Annotated in this window: 20 protein-coding genes; 11 read left to right on the forward strand and 9 right to left on the reverse strand. The window is 44.6% G+C overall.

The window, feature by feature from the left end:
- Positions 1 to 511: 511 nt before the first annotated feature.
- The 3 genes from Q0C19_RS04090 (at position 512) to Q0C19_RS04100 (ending at position 3,690) form a co-directional block, all read left to right on the forward strand.
- Complete coding sequence (locus Q0C19_RS04090) at positions 512 to 1,732, forward strand: porin (RefSeq protein ID WP_295053038.1); 1,221 nt, start codon at positions 512 to 514, stop codon at positions 1,730 to 1,732.
- Between the two features lie 177 nt (positions 1,733 to 1,909).
- Entirely contained in the window at positions 1,910 to 2,860 is a 951-nt protein-coding gene (locus Q0C19_RS04095; protein ID WP_295053040.1) for a hypothetical protein, read from the forward strand.
- On the forward strand, positions 2,857 to 3,690 hold the full coding sequence (locus Q0C19_RS04100; protein WP_295053042.1) for a hypothetical protein: 834 nt from the start codon (positions 2,857 to 2,859) through the stop codon (positions 3,688 to 3,690). The genes Q0C19_RS04095 and Q0C19_RS04100 overlap by 4 nt, the downstream gene beginning before the upstream one ends.
- An 84-nt stretch (positions 3,691 to 3,774) precedes the next feature.
- Here Q0C19_RS04100 and Q0C19_RS04105 read toward each other — a convergent pair whose 3' ends face one another.
- From Q0C19_RS04105 to Q0C19_RS04115, 3 genes are read right to left on the reverse strand one after another with little or no spacing between them, the layout of a single operon-like run.
- On the reverse strand, positions 3,775 to 4,815 hold the full coding sequence (locus Q0C19_RS04105; protein ID WP_295053043.1) for an Mrp/NBP35 family ATP-binding protein: 1,041 nt from the start codon (positions 4,813 to 4,815) through the stop codon (positions 3,775 to 3,777).
- Complete coding sequence (locus tag Q0C19_RS04110) at positions 4,805 to 5,179, reverse strand: hypothetical protein (protein ID WP_295053045.1); 375 nt, start codon at positions 5,177 to 5,179, stop codon at positions 4,805 to 4,807. The genes Q0C19_RS04105 and Q0C19_RS04110 overlap by 11 nt, the downstream gene beginning before the upstream one ends.
- Positions 5,176 to 5,781 (reverse strand): hypothetical protein, encoded by a 606-nt coding sequence (locus tag Q0C19_RS04115; RefSeq protein WP_295053047.1) that lies wholly within the window; start codon positions 5,779 to 5,781, stop codon positions 5,176 to 5,178. The genes Q0C19_RS04110 and Q0C19_RS04115 overlap by 4 nt, the downstream gene beginning before the upstream one ends.
- 308 nt (positions 5,782 to 6,089) lie before the next feature.
- Here Q0C19_RS04115 and Q0C19_RS04120 point away from each other — a divergent pair, with 308 nt between their 5' ends.
- From Q0C19_RS04120 to Q0C19_RS04150, 7 genes are all read left to right on the forward strand, one after another.
- Complete coding sequence (locus tag Q0C19_RS04120; protein WP_295053048.1) at positions 6,090 to 7,211, forward strand: rhodanese-like domain-containing protein; 1,122 nt, start codon at positions 6,090 to 6,092, stop codon at positions 7,209 to 7,211.
- 10 nt (positions 7,212 to 7,221) lie between these two features.
- Positions 7,222 to 10,134: a molybdopterin-dependent oxidoreductase gene (locus Q0C19_RS04125; RefSeq protein ID WP_295053050.1), complete on the forward strand. Its 2,913-nt coding sequence runs from the start codon at positions 7,222 to 7,224 to the stop codon at positions 10,132 to 10,134.
- 9 nt (positions 10,135 to 10,143) lie between these two features.
- Positions 10,144 to 11,241: a 4Fe-4S dicluster domain-containing protein gene (locus tag Q0C19_RS04130; RefSeq protein WP_295053051.1), complete on the forward strand. Its 1,098-nt coding sequence runs from the start codon at positions 10,144 to 10,146 to the stop codon at positions 11,239 to 11,241.
- A complete protein-coding gene (locus tag Q0C19_RS04135) occupies positions 11,241 to 12,443 on the forward strand; it encodes an ethylbenzene dehydrogenase-related protein (protein WP_295053053.1) in 1,203 nt (400 codons plus the stop codon). Before Q0C19_RS04130 ends, Q0C19_RS04135 begins: the two co-directional genes overlap by 1 nt.
- Positions 12,443 to 12,841: a hypothetical protein gene (locus Q0C19_RS04140; protein WP_295053054.1), complete on the forward strand. Its 399-nt coding sequence runs from the start codon at positions 12,443 to 12,445 to the stop codon at positions 12,839 to 12,841. The genes Q0C19_RS04135 and Q0C19_RS04140 overlap by 1 nt, the downstream gene beginning before the upstream one ends.
- 99 nt (positions 12,842 to 12,940) lie before the next feature.
- A complete protein-coding gene (locus tag Q0C19_RS04145) occupies positions 12,941 to 13,510 on the forward strand; it encodes a molecular chaperone TorD family protein (RefSeq protein WP_295053056.1) in 570 nt (189 codons plus the stop codon).
- Positions 13,503 to 14,588, forward strand: a complete 1,086-nt coding sequence (locus Q0C19_RS04150) for a 4Fe-4S binding protein (protein WP_295053058.1) — start codon at positions 13,503 to 13,505, stop codon at positions 14,586 to 14,588. The genes Q0C19_RS04145 and Q0C19_RS04150 overlap by 8 nt, the downstream gene beginning before the upstream one ends.
- A gap of 1 nt (position 14,589) precedes the next feature.
- Here the strand turns inward: Q0C19_RS04150 and Q0C19_RS04155 are convergent, their stop codons facing one another.
- From Q0C19_RS04155 to moaC, 3 genes are read right to left on the reverse strand one after another with little or no spacing between them, the layout of a single operon-like run.
- Positions 14,590 to 15,639: a DUF6781 family protein gene (locus Q0C19_RS04155; RefSeq protein WP_295053060.1), complete on the reverse strand. Its 1,050-nt coding sequence runs from the start codon at positions 15,637 to 15,639 to the stop codon at positions 14,590 to 14,592.
- 11 nt (positions 15,640 to 15,650) lie between these two features.
- The gene (locus Q0C19_RS04160; RefSeq protein ID WP_295053062.1) at positions 15,651 to 15,920 is read right to left on the reverse strand and encodes a DUF493 domain-containing protein; all 270 of its coding nucleotides are present in this window, start codon (positions 15,918 to 15,920) and stop codon (positions 15,651 to 15,653) included.
- Positions 15,886 to 16,371 (reverse strand): cyclic pyranopterin monophosphate synthase MoaC, encoded by a 486-nt coding sequence (gene moaC / locus Q0C19_RS04165; RefSeq protein WP_295053064.1) that lies wholly within the window; start codon positions 16,369 to 16,371, stop codon positions 15,886 to 15,888. The genes Q0C19_RS04160 and moaC overlap by 35 nt, the downstream gene beginning before the upstream one ends.
- Before the next feature lie 184 nt (positions 16,372 to 16,555).
- Here moaC and Q0C19_RS04170 point away from each other — a divergent pair, with 184 nt between their 5' ends.
- The gene (locus tag Q0C19_RS04170) at positions 16,556 to 17,437 is read left to right on the forward strand and encodes a hypothetical protein (RefSeq protein ID WP_295053065.1); all 882 of its coding nucleotides are present in this window, start codon (positions 16,556 to 16,558) and stop codon (positions 17,435 to 17,437) included.
- Here Q0C19_RS04170 and mobA read toward each other — a convergent pair.
- The 3 genes from mobA to Q0C19_RS04185 form a co-directional block, all read right to left on the reverse strand.
- Positions 17,379 to 17,963 carry a molybdenum cofactor guanylyltransferase MobA gene (gene mobA, locus Q0C19_RS04175; protein WP_295053067.1) on the reverse strand — a complete coding sequence of 195 codons (585 nt, stop codon included), beginning with the start codon at positions 17,961 to 17,963 and terminating at the stop codon, positions 17,379 to 17,381. The genes Q0C19_RS04170 and mobA overlap by 59 nt on opposite strands.
- Positions 17,963 to 18,424: a DUF2780 domain-containing protein gene (locus Q0C19_RS04180; protein ID WP_295053069.1), complete on the reverse strand. Its 462-nt coding sequence runs from the start codon at positions 18,422 to 18,424 to the stop codon at positions 17,963 to 17,965. Before Q0C19_RS04180 ends, mobA begins: the two co-directional genes overlap by 1 nt.
- A gap of 72 nt (positions 18,425 to 18,496) precedes the next feature.
- Positions 18,497 to 19,424: aconitase/3-isopropylmalate dehydratase large subunit family protein (locus Q0C19_RS04185; RefSeq protein WP_295053071.1), on the reverse strand; the 928-nt coding region annotated here is incomplete at its 5' end.

The raw sequence follows: 19,424 nt of genomic DNA on the forward strand, positions 1-19,424 counted from the left end.
CTAAGACCCTCATCGCTCATAATACTGCATCTTTCAGGTGTGGAAACGTAGGTCGCCGCCTGGCCTCAGATTTTTTCTTCTTTCACAATTTAACCCCCTCTTTTTATCAATCTCCCTTAACCCTATTCTTTGATCCAAACTAACCGCCTTGATTTATGATTTTCTTTTACTATTGTTTACTTTTTCCGTTCAAAGTTTAAATCATCACAAAAAACTCACACATTGTGTTACCGTATGATACATAGATGAAATGTCACACTTTTCTAATTTGGTTAATAAACTTTAATTTTTTTTACCAATATCTTCTAATATTGCGATAAATAGCCATTTTGACGTACTATTGTTATAAGATTAACCTATTTAAGCGTCGTATTACAGAAATGATTTGTTTTATAAGAAAATAAAATAATGTGATATTTTCGTGTTAAGTTCCAATTAATTTTATCACGCCTATAATAGTGCTGTTAACGAATCGTTTACCGATTCAATTTCAAACTATCTAGGAGAGTTAATGAAACGTTCAATTAAAATTGCGGTGGCTGCTGCCGTCGCGCTAACTGCAACATCGGCATTCGCAACAAACGGGGATCACTTAATTGGAATGGGTGCTAAAGCACGTGGTATGGGTGGCGCTGCTATTGGTATATCACATGGTGCAGAGTCAGCACTTGCCAATCCCGCTATGATTACGTCTGTTAAAGGTACTGAAGTTTCTTTCGGTGGCACTGTTTTTATGCCTGATGTTGAAGCTGATATCGGATATGGTTCAAAAAAGAGCGATGCAGATCTTAATGTCATTCCTGAAGTTGCATTAGCGAGTAAACTATCAGACAATATCTGGTTAGGTGTTGGAATGTGGGGAACTGCAGGCATGGGTACTGATTATCGTGACTATGCAACACAAATGAATATGGTAACGAATTTGCAATTAATGCAATTCGGTGTGCCAGTAGCATATAAATCAAATGGCTTCAGCATAGGTGTGGCTCCAATTCTTCAATACGGTTCATTGGACATTAATTATGTAACTCCATTGGGTGCTGATAGTACAACACAAGGTGTAGCACAAGATTTTGGATTTGGATATAACGTTGGTGCTGCGTATGAAGTTGATGCTCTTACTGTCGGGGCATCATATAAATCTGCTATTGATATGACATACAAAGGTCAGCTATCTGAGGCTAGCTCACAGTTTGGTATTAATGGTGGAGCAGGTCTTTCTGATCACCTAGAACAACCGGCTGAAATCGGGGTAGGGGCATCATATACTATGGGTGGACATACGCTTGCGGTTGATTATAAAAAGATTAAATGGTCAGATGCAAAAGGCTACAAAGATTTCGGATGGGATGATCAAAATGTATTTATTGTCGGTTACCAATATGCACAGGATAATTGGGCAGTACGTTTAGGTTATAACCATGCATCTAATCCGATTAAAGAACAATCAGGAGCTAATATGATGACTCCAGGTGATTATGATGGTGCGGCATTAAATATGTTAAATTTGTTAGGATTCCCTGCGATTGTAGAAGATCATTATACAATTGGTGGTACTTATGCATTTAGTAAATTGGTTTCTCTCGATTTAGCATATGTCTATACTCCATCTGTTACAGAAGAATATGATACTTCAGCTATGACACAAGCAATGGGTGGAGCAGCTACAAGTTCTATCAAAACTAAACACAGTCAAGATGCAGCTAGTGTTCAACTTAACTTCAACTTCTAAAAAGTTATTTATTCTCTCCCCTCGGGAGAGATTCACAATCCATTCACCTTTTTCAACGATAATAAGAGTTCAAAAATCTTGAGCTGTTATTATCGTTTATTTGATGTCTTTGTGATAAAATAACCTTTGACAAAAAAGGGCACACGGCTCAAAAGCGATTACTTAGAGGAGAATCATATGTTTAATAGACTATTAATGGGTGCAGCTGCACTTTCACTTGCCGCTTCAATGGCATTTGGTGCCCAAGGGGCAAAGTTTTATATCGGTGATGGCGATAAAGAAAAAGTGTATATGGACATGGTGAACAATAAGATCACAACGATCGGATTTGTATTGTCGGATCCGCATGAACGTATTAATGATGCGTATAAAACCAAATACGGCGGGACAAACCTTGATAACCTCGGATTTTTCTCGATTACCAATGATAAAGCTATCGGGCCGTTGCTTTTAAAAGAACCGTCACTGGGTGGGTTTTCTCCGTTTAACTTACATATTTTCAAAAAACAGGGTGAAGATAAAACCTACGTAGGTCACGTCAATCCGGAAACTATGCTCGATATCGTCGGCATCAAAGATAAAGATGTGCGTGCAAAATTCGTTGCGTCGTTTCCTGAACTCGACAAAATGGTCGAAAAAGAGATCGGAAGCAAAACTCAGAGTGTAGAGTACAAAGCGCTTCCGGCTAAACCGATGATGACATTTGAAGTTCCGTTTGAGCGCGGTGCAAGCTTAGAGGCGTTTAAGTCTGATTTCCAAAGCAAATTTGAAGAGGCGTTCGAAGCTCATAAATATATTATTGCGGGATACAAAGATATCAAAGGGGCTATGACGGATAACAATGTTGAATTCAGCCGTTTTGATGAATATTGGGTTTACTCATTGTGTCACTTTAAATTCTCAGAAGGAATTTTCAATCAAGGCCGTCCGGATGCGGGAGCATTTGCACCGTGCTCAATGTACATGTATGTTGATAAAGGGTCAAACAAGCTGGTCGTCGGTATGCCGCGTTTGGAAAACTGGATTGCGGTAATGGGGATCAATGATCCGAAAATGGTTGATTCTATTCACTCTCTGGATAAAGAGATTACCGAAATCATGACTGGATTGGGAGCAAAAGAGCTATGAAAAAATTCTATACCATACTTATGAGTGCATTCGTCATCGGATTTTGCGGATGTGCCGGGGTTACTCCTCAAGCTGAAGCGGGTGTAAAGATCGAGAAAGTGGTTCCTACTTATAAAATCGGAGCCTACAGTGATGTTGACAGTGTAAAATCGAAACTCGCTTCTGCTGGATTTGAAGTTGTCGGTACAAAGGCAACGGATGCAGGAACTACCGTGTTGTTTACCAATGCAAAGATGAAAGCGATGGCAAATAAACCCTCTCGCGGTCTTGCGGCAGTAGGGCGTATTTTGGTCGATGATGAGCGTAAACAAATCAGCATTGCCAATCCTGTCTATTTCGGAAAAGCGTTTATGCAAAAAGAGTATAGTCATGCAACATCGGCAGCCGTATTGGAATCGCTTGAAAAAGCGTTCGGTCCTCTAAAAGATTCTAATGATAAATGGGACTTTGCCGGACTTTCGGATTACCATTTCATGGTGGGAATGCCGTATTACGACGATATGAGCGTAGTGGGAGAAGGTACAACGGCTGATCTTGTGGCCAAAGCGCAAAAAGCAAAAGGGACTACGGCTGTCGTTAAACTCAGCGATGATCGTTATGTCGCTTTTGTTGATATGGACCGTCGTACAAACGGATTTGTGAAAAAAATCGGTACTCAAAACGGTCAATTATTGCCATGGGCGGTATTGATTGAAGATGGACAGGCGAAAGCATTGAGTGCGAAGTATTTTATCGCGATCAGCTATCCGTTGCTTACCATGAGTGAGTTTATGACGATTGCAACCGTTCCGGGTGCCGTTGAAGTGGATTTGAAGAAGATTTTTAAATAAGGTTACCTCTGTCATGCCGAACTTGATTCGGCATCTTTTATGAGACCCTGAATCAAGTTCAGGGTGACGAGATGGTTCGTCTCTCTATACTCTAAACTTCACCGCTTTGAGCATATTCTCTACAATTTCCCGATAATAACTTTTTAACGTATCGTTCCCTAAAACAACCGGCGGTTCACCGTTATCCGAACCCTCTCGTATGTCCATATTTAAAGGGATTTGACCTAATAACGGGATGTTATAGCGGCTTGCCAATCGCTCTCCGCCTCCGTTTCCGAAAATGTCATATCGCGTTCCAGTATCGGGAGCTACAAAATAGCTCATGTTTTCAACCAATCCTGCCATCGGAACATGGATATCTTGAAACATTCGGATTGCCCGGCTGACATCATCGCTGGCAACCAGCTGCGGGGTTGTGACAATTACCCCTGCAGTGATAGGAAGCTCTTGCGCCATGGTGAGCTGGATATCACCGGTTCCCGGAGGCATATCAATAACCATAAAGTCAAGCGTTCCCCACTCTACGTCTTCAAGAAACTGAATGAGGGCAGATACCGCGACTGATGAACGCCAGACAAGCGGCGTGTCAGAGGTTGGCGTTGTGAGCGCGACACTCATGATTTTGATCCCGTAATTCTCACACGGTATGATTTTATTATCATCATTCCATCGGATTTTTTCCAAATCGGTATTGGTTAGACGGGGAACATTGGGGCCGTAGACATCGGCATCTAAAATCCCGACACGGTAGCCTTTTTGGGCAAGAGCAATGGCGAGATTGACACTCACCGTACTTTTTCCTACTCCCCCTTTACCGCTCGTAACGGCGATGACATTGGCAGCATAGGGTGCACGATTGTTGGGTGTCGCGCTGTTGCCGTAGTTGGTATCTTTTTGGACCAATGCTTTTTTAGTAACATTGATACTTTTAAAGTGGCTGGAGAAAGCGGTTTCGATTGCTGATTTAACGGTGAGATACGAGTCGTCACTGACGGTGAGAAGCTCAACAGCCGCATTATTATCAACGGCTTTTACAGTGGAGATCAGTTTGAGCTCTCCTAATGTACGGGTGAGCCCAGGGTAAGGGAGTGCATTCAGAGCATCGTGCAATTCTTTAGTGTTCATACGGATTTCCTCGTAATTCACGGGCGAGGAGAGCTTTGCTTCCATTTGCTTTTTGCGCTAGTTTGGCGAGTGCGGCGCGTGCGTTCGGATACTCTAGACTTAGACGATGACAGCTACTGATCCGTTCATCGATAAGGGCGTTCATCGAAGCGATGACGCCGTTTAGCGTCCCTGCATTGTTGGATTCATTTAATAAATCTTTGATGAGCATTTCACAAGAATGCATTTTTAGTTCAACACCGTTAGCACGGCCAATCGCGATAAAATCGCTTGCGCTGAAGTAAAGGCCTGAAAAAAAAGTGTTTAGAAAATGATTTTCGAGAGACATGAACTGGCTTCGCTCTTCAAAATGGCGTTTTTTCATTTTCTCTCTCCCAGATTGGCTGACGCGGCTTTGCTCACATCGGGGTCACTGTCGCTGATCAATGTTTGGACAATATCTTTTGGGGCGGAACGGTTTTCCGCAAGACGCATGCGAACCATTTTATCGTTGTCATCACATAAAATCTTGAGGTATTTTGGAGGGGTATTCGAGTTGCCGGAGAGACCGTCTCTGACAATTTTATCATCACTGAAAAATTTCTCCAAAACATCGCTCGGTGTTGACGGATTAGCGGCAACAAGCGCGCGGACCAAGTTAATCGGATCAGTTGAGAGGTGGCGGAGGACTTCAACCGGTGTATGGGGATTTTTGGCAACGGCCCAGCGTGCTCCCATATCGACCGGATTACTCGCAATATCAATCAAAAGTGAGACCATTACGGGGCTGTATTCTTTATCGCGGTCATAAACAGATGTTCGTAAGGAGAGGTTCATGGCGACTTGGCCGACAATCAGCTTATCGGCTTTGAAGGCATTATATATGGTTTCTACCTCTTCGATCGGAAGGGTTTTGTCTTCCAAAAGCTCAATAATTGCGGTGGTATCGGATTGTTCGAGGGCAGTTTTAATCTTTTCGGCGCTCATAGGGCTCCTTTTGCATTAATTATGTGATATAAAGTAATCGTCATACTATCAAAAAGTGATTAAATTGTAAGTATTAATCATACATTATAAGGGTAAAAACAGAGTTGGACGTATAAGAAAACGTAAAAAAACGTCCAATCATTTATTGTCTCAAAATTGTGATAAGAATGTAACATTTCGTAATCAACATTACAATTATATTACATTGTTTACTGCTTATTAAGAGTCGCACCCTTATAATGTAGACGGAAATTCCGTAAATTAACGCACCATGAGCGGTGCATATTCAAAATGAAGAAGGAGCACGGATGAACAGATTGCTAAAAACACTATGTGTTGCGGCATCACTGTCGGCATCAACCATTCTAATGGCTGCCGATGGGTATAAGAATAATTCAATTCTTATTTCTGCCGAAGAAGCGGTCAAGCTGATTGGCAATCCAAAAGTGATGTTCGTATCGGGTGATAACGAAGATATTTATAAACTCGGTCACATTAAAGGGTCGGTAGAGATGTACGCTCACCACCTTCACCATTCTGATATTGATGGTGAAATGCATTGTGCACCTTTGTATCGCTGTATCGATGATGCTGAAGAAGTAATCGGTAAAAAAGGGATCAGCAATGACATGATGGTTATTGCGTATGATGATTTCAAAGGACCGAATGCTACGGGCGTTTATTCGTTTTTTGACAGCTATGGACACAAAAACGTCAAAGTACTTAACGGCGGACGTGCTGCTATTATGGCAGTCGATCCGGCTCAAAAAGAGTACGACGCGTTGAACAAAGATCTTAAAGCCGCTAAAAAAGTGGCGAAAGATTCCAAAGAGGCTCTGAAAAAAGAGGGTGCCGATAAAGCGGCATTGGATGCAGCCATTAAAAAAGCGGATGAAGACGCAAAAGCGTTGCAAGCCAAAATGACGGAAGTCGAGAAGCGCCTTTTGGTTGTCAAAGGGGAAGAGGTTGATCAACCGAAAACCTATAAAATTGACCCTAAAAAAGTTAAATACAGCGTCATCGCGGATAAAAATGAAGTGAAACACGCTATGGAAGATATCCTGAAAAACGGAAAAAATTCTAAATACGTAATCATCGATTCACGCGGGATCGCGGAGATTATCGGTGAGCGTAAAATGGATAACGTTGCACGCGGCGGCCATATCCCAGGAGCTACCTTTATCGAATGGGCACAAATTTCAGATGCGGATAAAAAACTCTCTTTCAAATCAGCTGAACAGATTCAAGAAGTGTACAACCGTTACGGTGTGACACCGGATAAAACGATTTATGCGTACTGTCAAGTAGGCGCCGGTCGTGGATCTGAGCACATTACGGCGCTCCAATTGTTGGGTTACAAAAATGTCAAAGTCTTCACAGGAAGCTGGGATGTTTGGGGTAACGACATGAACCTTCCGATTAAACGATAAGGCTAAAATTATGACAAAAGTAATGAACAATCAACGCCGCGACTTCCTGAAAGTTTCAGGGATGACGGCAGCGTTAGTGGCTTCACAAGGCTCGCTTTTCGCAAAAACCAATGTGATTTCGGTAGAAAACGGTAAAGACAACTACCCGAATACCAACTACACCGAAGATATGTACCGTAACGAATTTTCATTCGTATACGGGAAAAAAGAGGAGCACGGTTTCGCATACCACTGTGTAAACTGCCAAGGTAACTGTGCATGGGAAGTATGGTCAAATAACGGTGTTATTACCCGTGAAAACCAATCGGCCCGTTATCCGGTTATCAATGCTAAAATCCCTGACTTCAACCCGCGCGGATGTAATAAAGGGGTTCAGCACTCTCAAGTGATGTACCAAAAAGACCGTATCCTTTATCCGATGGTTCGTGTCGGTGAGCGCGGTGAAGGAAAATGGAAACGTGTGAGCTGGGACGAAGCGGCTGAGCGCGTATGTCAAGAGATTTTTAACTGTATGACCGACCCTGAGCGCGGACCGGACAAATTGATGGTTCACGCGGGAACCGGTCTTCTAACCGAAGGTCGCCGCGGTGCACCGTTGCGTTTCTCGACACAACTCGGTGCGATCCGTATCTATCCCTCATCATACCTCGGTGATATGTTCTCCGGTGCGGCAATCGCGTACGGCGAGGGTAACGTCGGCTGTACATGGGACTTCATGTATAACGTCGATACAGCGGTTATGTGGGGTGGAAATCCGTCGGTTTCCCGTATCCCTGACGCTCACTTCGTATGGGAGGGGAAATACAACGGTGCAAAAATCATCGTTATTACCCCTGAATTCAATGCAACGGCTAAATCAGCCGACCTTTGGATCCCGATCAAAGCGGGCTCAGATAACATCCTCGCGATGGGTGTTATCAATGTTATCTTGAATGAAAAACTTTATAAACCTGAGTTTATGAAAACGTTTACCGACCTTCCGTTCCTGGTCGATGTAAAAACACAAAAAATGATCCGACGCTCCGACATGGAACACGCGGCGAATGAAGAAGACCACTTCAAATTCGAAGAAGAGTTCTACTGTATGAATAAAGCAACCGGCAAAGTTGCTTTGATGCCTGGTTCTGAGGGTTCTAAAATCAAATCATTGCGTCTTGACGAGCAGGGGATTGAACCGGAGCTTGAGGGGACATGGACGATTGTCGATGGACACGGTGACAAGCGTACGGTGACGACTGTTTTTGAAATGCTGAAAAAATCGGCGGATAAATTCAGCCCTGAATCAATCCAAGAGATTACGGGTGTTCATCCGGGTACTACACGTCAATTGGCGCGTGATATCGCTTTGCCGAAAGTCGTTGAAATCACGACCGGATTCTCGTTGAATAAATATTTCAACGGTGTTATGTCCATCTGGAATATCTCTTCTATCTGCGGGTTGACCGGTCGTATGGGACCATACGGCGGGCTTAATACGGAGAATGAATTTACCCTTTCAGGGCTTGGCGTTCTCGGCGGATTCAGCGGTAAATACAATGCCCGTTTCGGTTCAGGTTTCGTCGGCGAGTTCGTATTCGGTGACGGAATGAAAACGTTTGATCAATACTTCGGTGACGAAGACGTTAAACGTGCCCAAAACGGTATGTCTAAAAAAGAGTATATGGCTGTTGTTTCTGAAATGCTCAGCCACGGTAAAAACAATACGGAAAACTTGGATTCACATCACGGCAATGTCAACAAACCGTGGTGGCAGCCTGATTGTGCTCTCATTGTAGCCGATTCGAAATTCCGACGCAACAAAGGGAACGAGTATCGTAAAGCGTTCCTTTCAAAAACGAAATTCTTCGGATATGTGGATTACCGAATGAGCGAAGCGGCACAATATGCTGACGTATTGCTTCCGGCTAAATCACACTATGAAGTCTATGACTTGCGTACCTCTCCGGGTTACCACCGTTTTACCAACCTTGCCCAACCGGTTGCAAACATTAAAAACGTCGGTGAAGCGATGGATGAATGGTCAATGTTTACCCTCTTGGCTAAAAAGATGGAAGAGATGGCAAATCGACCGGAAAATATCGCTAATGCGAAAGTCAAAGATCATCCGAAATACGCGAAGCCGGGTTTCCATGATTTGACTATTTTCCACAAAGAATTCACCAACACTGACCCTGAATCTGAGGGTGCAGGTGAAAACTATCTCGGAACGGACAAAATGGCAGTACAAGCGGCATTGGAGAAATGTGAGCAGTACGAGCCGTGGACGATGGAAAAAATGTACAAAGTGGGCGGATTCTTGCTGATCAATGAAAAAGCGGCAAAATCTTCACCGTTGTATTCTGATCGTCCGTATAGCTCTATGGAGTTCAACCTCTATAAATTTGAGCGTCTTGAAACGTTGTCGGGCCGCCAAACATTTTATGTTGACCACGATACGTACATCAAAATGGGAGCAGCTACCAATACCGGTATGGAAGGGATCCGCCCTCAGTCTAAAGACTATCCGTACGTATTTATGACTCCGCATGCACGTTGGTCGATCCACTCGAACTATAAAACGTCACGTACGTTATTACGTCTTCAGCGCGGTGTTCCTGCAGCACAAGTCAATCGTGTGGTTGCAGAGGCCAAAGGGATTAAAGATGGCGATACGATCCGTATCTACAATGCGCTCGGTGAGTTCTACGCTATGGCAAAACTCTCCTCTTCCGCACCGGCAGACGGATTGGTTCTTGAACATGGATGGGAACCGTACATGTATTTGAAAAATAAAGGGCACAATGAAGTTGTACCGACATCATTGAACCTTCTTGAAATGGCAGACGGATGGGGTCACCTTAAATTTGGTGGTCTGTGGGACGGTAATCAGTACGCTTATGATGGCGCCGTGAATTACGAAAAAGCAAAAGACGTACAGTATTAAGGGGTTTAGATGTCTAAAAGACAATTAGCAATGGTAATGGACCTGAACAAATGTATCGGGTGCCAAACATGTACCGTAGCATGTAAAACGCAATGGACGAACCGTAACGGTCGTGAATATATGTATTGGAATAACGTCGAGACCTATCCGGGTACCGGTTATCCAAAAAACTGGATGGAGCTTGGCGGCGGATTTGATGCTGCCGGCGATCTCCAACCGGGTATTATCCCTAACCTCGAAGCCGATTACGGGGTGCCTTGGGATTATAACTATGAATCGTTGATGGGCGGTATGTCTGACAGCAACCATTTTCATCCTCACGTTTCTCCGACATGGGGACCGAACTGGGATGAAGATCAAGGTGCCGGAGCATTTCCTCAGGACAACTATTTTTTCTACCTTCCGCGTATTTGTAACCACTGTACCAATCCGGGATGTTTGAGTGCGTGTCCTCGTGACGCGATCTTCAAACGCGAAGAAGATGGGGTTGTTTTGGTTGACTTGGATCGTTGTCAAGGGTACCGCTACTGTATCGCGGGATGTCCTTACAAAAAAATCTATTTCAATCCTAAAATCTCTAAATCTGAGAAATGTATCCTGTGTTTCCCACGTATCGAGCAAGGGTTGCCGCCGGCGTGTGCGCAGCAGTGTGTCGGACGTATCCGTTTCGTAGGGTTCTTGGATGATGAAGAGTCACAAGTGTATAAATTGGTGCATAAATACAAAGTAGCATTGGGTCTTCGTTCGGACTACGGAACTCAACCGAACGTATACTATATTCCTCCGACCGAATCTCCTGCAAAATTTGATGCAGAAGGTAAAATCATCGAGGGTTCAACCCGTCTTCCGGTTGAAGAGTTGGAAAAACTGTTCGGACCTGCCGTACACGATTCGATCAAAACGTTAAAAGCGGAGATGAAGAAACGTAAAGAGACCGGTGTAAGCGAATTGATGGATTTGTTGATCGCATACCAACACTCTGATATGTTCCGTCTTGACAATAACTACTATCAACAAGTTGCGCGTGAGAACAAGCGTAATCCGTTGGCACCGGTCGATACCCGTTATATCGCCGGCAAGTTTACCAAAGCTGGAGGGCATCACTAATGAAAAAGATTCTTACTTCACTCCTTTCATTGGGTCTAGCCGCATCTGCCGCTCTTGCTGCGGATGCTCCGGTCAATGCGGTTAAAGTCAGTGACGATTTGAGTGCAATCACGGCGGATTCCGCATTGTGGTCAAAAGCCAAATTTTCAACCGTAACACTGTATCCGCAGGCTGCCGTTCAGATGAATGATAAAAAAGCTAATGAAGCCAACAGTGGTGATAAAGCGAAAAAAGCAGAAGTTGCGGCATTGCATAACGGCAAAACGCTTGCTTTGATGGTGAAATGGGCTGACGGCACAAAAAGTGTTCAGGGGGGATACTCTTCGGATACTTACAGTGACGGATTTGCGGTTCAATTTGCTGGAGCAACGAAAAAAGCAGGGCCGCTTCCGTATATCGGAATGGGTTCCGACGGACGTCCGGTTGTCGTACATTTGCAAAAAGCGACAGCAAGCGTCTATGAGCCAAACGGAAACAAAGATGTCTCTACTCAAATCAATCGACAGCAAACCGGTATATTCGGTGACGAGTTGAAAGCGTACGATGCAAAAGTCGCTTCATTGGCTAAAACCGATTATGAGCGTGTATTTGTCGCTGAGGGTTTCCGTTCATTGACGGAGATCAAAGACGGTTCCGTTGCCTCTGTCGCCGGTATGACGTATAATACAAACGGATGGAGCGGTACACTTGCCCGTCCGTTGAATGATAGCTATATGAAAGCTACAGGGACGGTTCCTGTTGCTATCGCAGTATGGGATGGCGAAAAAATGGGTCGTAACGGATTGAAAAATCTCTCTTCTTGGGTTGCCGTTAACCTTGAGGGGATGAAGGTTGATTCAAAAATCGTAGCCGAAGCGACGGAAGAAGCTAAAGGAAATGTCGAGAAAGGGAAAGCGGCTGTCGATGCAAACGGCTGTGCCGGTTGTCACCAAATTACCAAGAGCGACGCGCAAAGCTTTATGGGGCCGTCTTTGTCAAATGTCGGCGGCTATTCCACGGTAGCTTACTTACGCGAGTCAATCGTAAAACCATCAGCGGTTGTCGTACCGGGATATAATCGTAATGCGCACAGTAATACCCCTTGGTATACCATTGAAAAAGGTAAACGTGTTTCTGCGATGACCGATTTTAGCTTTTTGGATAAAAAGACGGTCGATGATATCGTAGCGTACCTCAAAACTCTCAAAGCGGAGGTAGAATAATGAAAAAAATAGCATTGCTTTGTGCTGCACTGACATTCAGTGCATTTGCAAATGAAGCTCAAGAGTACGAAGGTCTATTGACGACACCGGCATGTGCTGCGCAAGGGGCATTTGCCGATTGTTATTTGGAAAATTATACATGTGGTTCGGACGGATGTTTCAAAAACATTCAGCCGGGGGAAACAACCCATCCAAAATTGGCCCTTTTCCAACACGGAACCGGAAAAGTGTACAATATCGATACGTCAAAACTCAAAGTTTCTGAGTTGGGCGAGGGGATGAATAAAAACGGCGTTGTGATCGTTGGTACTCTTGATGAGAAAACCAATACAATCGAGGCTACGGAATTTAAAGCACCGCCTCCACCGAAAAAATCATTTTTCAAAGGGTGTTTATAACACCGAACAAGCCCTTTTGGGTTTGTTAGTAATTACCTTAGTTTTGCTCTCTTAAAGCCTCTCTATGACACAATCTTTTACTTTTTTTAGGAACTTTTGATGAATAACGAATACCGTCTTTATATTTATGCTTTTTTGTCCCGTGTTATGAGTAATATCCCTGATAGTCGCTTTATCCATGATCTCAAAAACAATAATTCCCTTTTAGAGATTATCGGTGAAGAGACACGTGAATGGGTGAAAAAAAATGATGATAAAGCGTTGTACGAAGCGTTGAATGTCGACTACTCTTCGATGTACATTCTGAATACACAGCCGATTGAATCGTTCATCCTTGATGCTAAAAATGAGACGCTTGTCGGATTGCAAAATCCGGTTATGGCCTTTTATTTTACCCACGGGTTTGAAGTTAATATGGATCAAACGGACATTATGGCCCCCGATCATCTGGGGATTGAGTTTGCCTTTATGCAAACGCTGATCTATCGCAATGAGATGAAGCCCCAACTGGAGTTTTTGGACCAACACCTGTTCCCGTGGGTTGTTCCGTACATGATGGGGATGAAAAGTATGGCAGAGACACCGTTTTACAGAGATATGTGTGATTTTATCATTGAGTTTTTAAGTGCTGATTATGAGTACCTATCATCAGGAAATACCAATGGGTAATATGAATTTCGTCCAAAAGAGCAATCTCTTCAGTTTTACCGCAACGCGGTGCTTACGAAACGAGTATTTTCATAATGATTGCCTGATATGCATCGAGCTGTGCCCCAAAGGAGCTTTTCATATCGTTCGCAACAAACTGACATTGTTTGATACCGAATGTGTGGAGTGTGCCGGGTGTATCGGAAGCTGTCCGAGCGAAGCACTGGAGATAGAGAGTTTCGATCCAAACGGCTTTGCCGCATCGTATCAATATCAAAAGGATGCAGCCCTCTCGTGTAAAGTATCTACCCCTTGTTTGGGAGTATTTGACGTAGAGCATTATGCCGTAATGGCACTTCGAGGCGAAAAGAGTGTGACATGCGATCTCAGTCATTGTACGGGGTGTATTCTGAATGAGAACGGACATTTAGAGGGGACGATCCGTTCAAAAATCGAAACAGCGAATCAGTTTTTGGAAAAGATTCAACGTCTTCACCGTATTGAGACGATTGATGAAAAAGAGGATCAAACCGATCGTCGGGCACTCTTTCGAAAAGGATTTGAAAAAATCAAAGAGTCGGTAGCAAATGAGTCGCAATCCCATATCGCGATGACTACGGCACACCATAAGCTCCCCGACATGAAGATGCCGTTGAAACGGATATTGCTCAAAAACTCGCTAAAAGAGGTTGTGGGCGATTTGGAGATCACGGAGTTTGGCGAAAACAGTCCGCTGTTTTTTAATAAACAGATCGATTTTCAAGCCTGTACCAATTGCGGCGAATGTACGCAGTTTTGTCCGACTGACGCTCTTTTTCCTACCTCGGACAAGCAGGGGATTTACTTTAGCCAAGGCAAATGTATCGGATGCGGAATTTGTGAAGATATCTGCAAGCCCAAAGCGATAAGTGCGAAAGAGGGATTTGATTTGGTGAGTATCGCGTATGATCGCGCAGAACAAATGGTACATTATGAGATGGTGACATGTCATGAGTGCCGATGTCCCTTCCCTTATAAAGGGGGAGACCCTATTTGCGATCGATGCGAGAGCTATACGAAACAATTTAGCACGATGTTTACGATGGCTAAGGATTTATAGCCTATTTTTTCTCGATGGCTTCTTTGGCCCCTTTTAGGGCGCCGCTCATAGCCGATTTGGCGACACTCCATGCGCGTACACCCATTGCCTTTGCCTCTTGAGCCGATTTAGACTTAAGCAGTTTATTGCCTCGCTCGGTTACGCCGCGTGTTAACTTGGAGAGACGGCTTCGCAATAACTCTACCGTCTCTTTCGAGAGGTGTTTGATCTCTTCGGTGTCGAAGCGGATATCATGGCTCACCGACTCCAATCGAGATATCATAGCTGGGGTGTTATGGTTGCTGAGAGAGTGGATTACCTGGGAAAAGAGGGTGTCAATATGATCAAGCTCTTCTTCAATGGTTTTGTACTCGTCACGGTAGAGCGCTTTGACCTCGTCGGGAACATAAAGAAGATATTGGTGGAATTTTTCAATGGATTTATAGAGCGCCGAACGGATTCCAAGCAGCGTTCCTCTTAAAATTATATCGGCTTGATTCGGCGTTGCTTCAGCAACGTTGAGGGCACTTTGAATAATACTCGATAGGATGCGGCGAATCCGAACGGCATTGAGGACATTGGCATTGAGCGTTTCAAAGGTGATCTCTTTGATGATCTCATGAAGGGTCTCTTCGATATCCGATCCCCGCTCCAGCGTTGTGATGATGGCACTCTCCACCATCTCTTCCAGAATGTCCAGGAGATCAACCGACTGAATTTTGATTTGGTGAAGTTTTTCGAGTATTTTCTCTTCCTCCCCCATCATTTTCTCAAAGGTATCAAAAAGGGTATATTTGAGATGCTGTAGCTCATCGCTTTTACGAAGAATGAGTCGTTCAAGCCGCTCTTTTTGTGCCATTAGATCTTCAAGCTCATCATGTAAAACGAGAGCCTCTTCTTCCAATATAGCTCCGGTGAACGTTTTGAGTTCCTGGAGAGTTAAAAGATCGGGCTTAAGGGAAAATTCGCTTTCTAAAGCGGTGATAACGCTGCTTACTTTTGTTTCGATATCGGCATTGCCTAATGATTTGTAGCGGGTTTTGATGTCGCGTTTAAGGGTTTCGAGGTTCATAAAATTATCCTTTATAACACCATTTTAATATGAGGATGCGCTTTGAGTGTTTCATAGAAAAAAGTTCGTTCGTCTTCATTATGAACCAATAACTCTAAGTTCATGCTGATGTATTTTCCGCTGCTGCTTGCTTTGGAAGGCTCAAGCGAATATTCCCGCTCGCAGAATACTTCCAACGCGGCAATTTCGATTCCGGCCCGTTCATAGGCAACGACTTTATAGCACCATCGACACGGGTAGGTCAGCTCAAGCTTTTGGGTCGATTCGTTGATAATTTCCACTTTTACCTCCTGATTTAGTTTCGAGTTGAATAGGTCCGATCACCATGCTTTTGTCGATAGCTTTGAGCATGTCATAGATGGTGAGCAAACCTATGCTCGTCCCTGTCAATGCTTCCATCTCAACCCCAGTTTGTCCGCTGAGTTTTGCGGTGAGTGTGAGTTTGAATCCCGGCAATTCGTTTAGCTCTTCGATATCGCAATGGACTCCGCTGAGATTGAGAGGATGACACATCGGGATGAGGTCAGATGTTTTTTTGGTTCCCATGATCGCGGCGATAACAGCGGTTTGGAGTACCGGCCCTTTTTTGGCGGTTTGGTTGACGACGGCATCGAATGCATCGCGGCTCATCGTAATCAATCCGCTGGCAACAGCAACGCGCGAAGTGGTGGTTTTATCCGAAACATCGACCATTTTTGGGCGGTCGCGTTCATCAAGATGGGTTAAATTCATTATGGGTCTCTTTGTACTGTTTTTATTATTATAGCAAGCGGGGGTAAATTCGTAAGTGTTTAAAAAATAATCATATCGGATATCAAAGTTTGGTTATAGTTTTGCCATGAGACTTTGGGGCTGCTAACGTGTAGGTAAAGCCAAGGTCCTCGTATTGAAACTATACACGCAGGGGGAAAAAATTATGCAAGATTTAGTACGAAGCTATAGCGCCAATGCCCCGTTGATCCAAAAATTTATTTTAGCGACGTTGGGAAAAGCCAGTCCGAAATCTTTTAATATGCAGCTTTCGGCCAATTTATTTAGAACTTTTCCGAGTTTGGAACTTATTTATAAGACAGATGAGGGATTTGTCCAAAATTCACCTAATATCTATGTGAAAAAGGAAGAACATTACCATGTCGGAGCCGATCGCTCGTATCTTGTAGATGAAGTTGCGCTTCAACAAGGGTACTACATCAGTGAGCCTTATATCTCAACCGCAACGGGACATTTGTGTATTACGGTTGTGTATCCGGTCGAGGAGGGGTATCTTTTCTTTGATTTTAGAGTTCGAAAGCTTCTGGAGCGGTTCGATTTGATTGAAAAAAACAATTTATTCAAATATATGAATCGTACGTCGTATGCGATTATCGGGGGCGGATTGCTTTTTTTCGGGGTATTTGTCGTCGTCTACGGTTTTTATACCTTTGCGGGATATCTGTTTGCCAGCGAACCGCTCTCCATCGATGCGGTATTTAAACCGATCATTGCTTTGACTCTCGGCTTGGCGGTGTATGATTTGGGGAAAACGATTTTCGAGCAGGAAGTATTGCCTCGAACTCAGCATATCAGTGAAACCTTCAATGCGAAAACACTGATGAATTTCTCGGTATCGATCATTATAGCCTTATTGATCGAGGCGCTGTTGGTCGTCTTTAAAATTTCGATCCATAACTACAAAGATTTGCCGTATGCATCGACGTTGATTGCGTCATTGGCCTTTTTGCTTCTTGTTTTTGCTATCTTTATTTATCTTGTTCGCAAAAGCGAGAAAGAGCCGACTGATATTCGTGAGGATGGTTGAGGTTGGCGAATAGCTCTTCATCCTCAAACATGACAAAGCGGGTTTTGCTCGAGCTTAGGAGTTTTCCTAATCGGTGATCCCCCTCGTGCAGCATCCTCTCGAATTCTTCCAAGAGCGAACGGTGATAGATTCCGCATAAGGGGTGTGAACCTGTTGGCGTGCGGGCTATAACGGCATCCAGCCCCTCCTCATCTTTTTCCAGCAGGGATTGGAACACCGTTTCATCAATGAAGGGTGTATCGACACTGAGGACCATGATTCGCTCATCCGCAAGAGTTTTAAAGCTGCTGACAAATCCAGCCGTCGGAGCAAAATCGACCGCTACGGGGTCAAGGATAAAGTCCGCATTGAAATTGAATTTGTCGGCAGTTTTCGTCGAAACGGCAACGCGGGCAAAAAGTTTTTTGAGCCGTTCGTATTGGTACTGCGCAAGGGTGGGAAGCCCTCCGAAAGGGAGGAGCGATTTATCTTCTCCCATGCGGGAGCTTTTCCCTCCGGCAAAGAGGATACAGGGGATAGTGAACATTACTGGGCGAATGCGGCTGAGAGAATTTTATCCATTCCCGGGGTTGCACCGTTTTGAAGGTATTCGAGTACGAGAGGGGAAAATTTATTGATCATTATGGGGTCCATTCCCAAAAATGAGAATTGCGATCCTAAGTTTCCAAGTCCGAGCAAACCTGCCGGTGCCGCGTTGAGCAGTGTTCCTGTCTGCGGGACTTGCTTGGTTAGTGCGGTGAAATCGGCAGGATTCATTTTGGCTTTGGTATTGTTGAGAATCGCTGCAGTACCGCCGATGGCCTGTGTCGGAGTGACACCCAGTTTTGTTGTAAGATTTTTGATCAGGGGATTGGACGTAAGCGAAGCATCAACGGTCGGGGCGGCACTTTGAGCTGCAGGGGTGAGGGTTTGGACGAGTGAACCTAAATCCAATGCACTAGCGTTGGAAACCAAGAGCAATAGTGCGGCAAGCGTAAATGAGCACATGTGTATCTCCGATAAAAAAAGTGGGAATATTATAACTTAGATGAGAGGGTATTTCTCTCCCTGAGGGAGAAATTAATTAATAGAAGCGGGATCGGTGATAACGCCGGTGATTGCCGAAGCGGCAGCCACGGCAGAGTTGGCAAGATAGACTTTGGATGAACGTGATCCCATTCGGCCGACGAAGTTACGGTTAGTTGTTGCTACAGCCACTTCGTTATCGCCCAAAATCCCCATGTATCCCCCCAAGCAGGCGCCGCATGTCGGATTGGAGACGACACCGCCCGCGTCGATGATGATATCGATGTAGCCAAGGCGGGTCGCTTCACGGACGATACGCTGTGTTCCCGGAGTAACGATGAGACGGACATCGGGATGGACCCGTTTTCCTTTGAGAATTTCAGCGGCGATTTTAAGATCACTTAATCGGCCGTTGGTGCAGCTTCCGATAAACGCCTGATCGATTTTGATATTATCACTGACCGCTTGGGTGAGACTGTGCCCGTTGGACGGCAAGAACGGATAGGCGATGACCGGTTCGAGATTGGCGACATCGATTTCAAGGGTTTGGACATACGTCGCATCCACATCGGAGGTGTGGATTTTAGGCTCTCGTGCGAGAGGTTTGTCGGCGAGGAACTCGGCGGTGATCTCGTCATACGCGACGATACCGCTTTTTGCTCCTGCTTCAATCGCCATGTTGCACATACTGAAACGGTCATCCATGCTGAGGTAAGGGATAGTGCTTCCGGTAAATTCGAGGGTGCGATAGAGGGCACCGTCCACTCCGATCATCCGGATGATCTCCAAAATGATATCTTTTCCGGTAGTGTATTTCCCCGGTTTTCCGGTGAGGACGACTTTGATGCTTTCCGGGACTTTAAACCAGTTTCCTCCGGTGATCATTGCGAATGCGAGGTCGGTTGAGCCCATTCCCGTGGAGAAAGCGCCAAGAGCACCGTGGGTACAGGTATGCGAATCGGCACCGATGATAACGTCACCC

It is taken from the genome of Sulfuricurvum sp. (assembly GCF_023250475.1).
Lineage (GTDB): Bacteria > Campylobacterota > Campylobacteria > Campylobacterales > Sulfurimonadaceae > Sulfuricurvum.

Excerpts from the sequence above, each read along its gene's own strand:
- Q0C19_RS04140 (WP_295053054.1), top strand. The coding sequence starts at position 12,443 with ATGAAAAAAATAGCATTGCTTTGTGCTGCACTGACATTCAGTGCATTT.
- Q0C19_RS04100 (WP_295053042.1), top strand. The coding sequence starts at position 2,857 with ATGAAAAAATTCTATACCATACTTATGAGTGCATTCGTCATCGGATTT.
- Q0C19_RS04095 (WP_295053040.1), top strand. The coding sequence starts at position 1,910 with ATGTTTAATAGACTATTAATGGGTGCAGCTGCACTTTCACTTGCCGCT.
- Q0C19_RS04115 (WP_295053047.1), bottom strand. The coding sequence starts at position 5,781 with ATGAGCGCCGAAAAGATTAAAACTGCCCTCGAACAATCCGATACCACC.
- Q0C19_RS04180 (WP_295053069.1), bottom strand. The coding sequence starts at position 18,424 with ATGTGCTCATTTACGCTTGCCGCACTATTGCTCTTGGTTTCCAACGCT.
- Q0C19_RS04120 (WP_295053048.1), top strand. The coding sequence starts at position 6,090 with ATGAACAGATTGCTAAAAACACTATGTGTTGCGGCATCACTGTCGGCA.
- Q0C19_RS04110 (WP_295053045.1), bottom strand. The coding sequence starts at position 5,179 with ATGAAAAAACGCCATTTTGAAGAGCGAAGCCAGTTCATGTCTCTCGAA.
- Q0C19_RS04135 (WP_295053053.1), top strand. The coding sequence starts at position 11,241 with ATGAAAAAGATTCTTACTTCACTCCTTTCATTGGGTCTAGCCGCATCT.
- mobA (WP_295053067.1), bottom strand. The coding sequence starts at position 17,963 with ATGTTCACTATCCCCTGTATCCTCTTTGCCGGAGGGAAAAGCTCCCGC.
- Q0C19_RS04170 (WP_295053065.1), top strand. The coding sequence starts at position 16,556 with ATGCAAGATTTAGTACGAAGCTATAGCGCCAATGCCCCGTTGATCCAA.
- Q0C19_RS04125 (WP_295053050.1), top strand. The coding sequence starts at position 7,222 with ATGACAAAAGTAATGAACAATCAACGCCGCGACTTCCTGAAAGTTTCA.
- Q0C19_RS04150 (WP_295053058.1), top strand. The coding sequence starts at position 13,503 with ATGGGTAATATGAATTTCGTCCAAAAGAGCAATCTCTTCAGTTTTACC.
- Q0C19_RS04105 (WP_295053043.1), bottom strand. The coding sequence starts at position 4,815 with ATGAACACTAAAGAATTGCACGATGCTCTGAATGCACTCCCTTACCCT.
- Q0C19_RS04145 (WP_295053056.1), top strand. The coding sequence starts at position 12,941 with ATGAATAACGAATACCGTCTTTATATTTATGCTTTTTTGTCCCGTGTT.
- Q0C19_RS04155 (WP_295053060.1), bottom strand. The coding sequence starts at position 15,639 with ATGAACCTCGAAACCCTTAAACGCGACATCAAAACCCGCTACAAATCA.
- Q0C19_RS04090 (WP_295053038.1), top strand. The coding sequence starts at position 512 with ATGAAACGTTCAATTAAAATTGCGGTGGCTGCTGCCGTCGCGCTAACT.
- Q0C19_RS04130 (WP_295053051.1), top strand. The coding sequence starts at position 10,144 with ATGTCTAAAAGACAATTAGCAATGGTAATGGACCTGAACAAATGTATC.
- moaC (WP_295053064.1), bottom strand. The coding sequence starts at position 16,371 with ATGAATTTAACCCATCTTGATGAACGCGACCGCCCAAAAATGGTCGAT.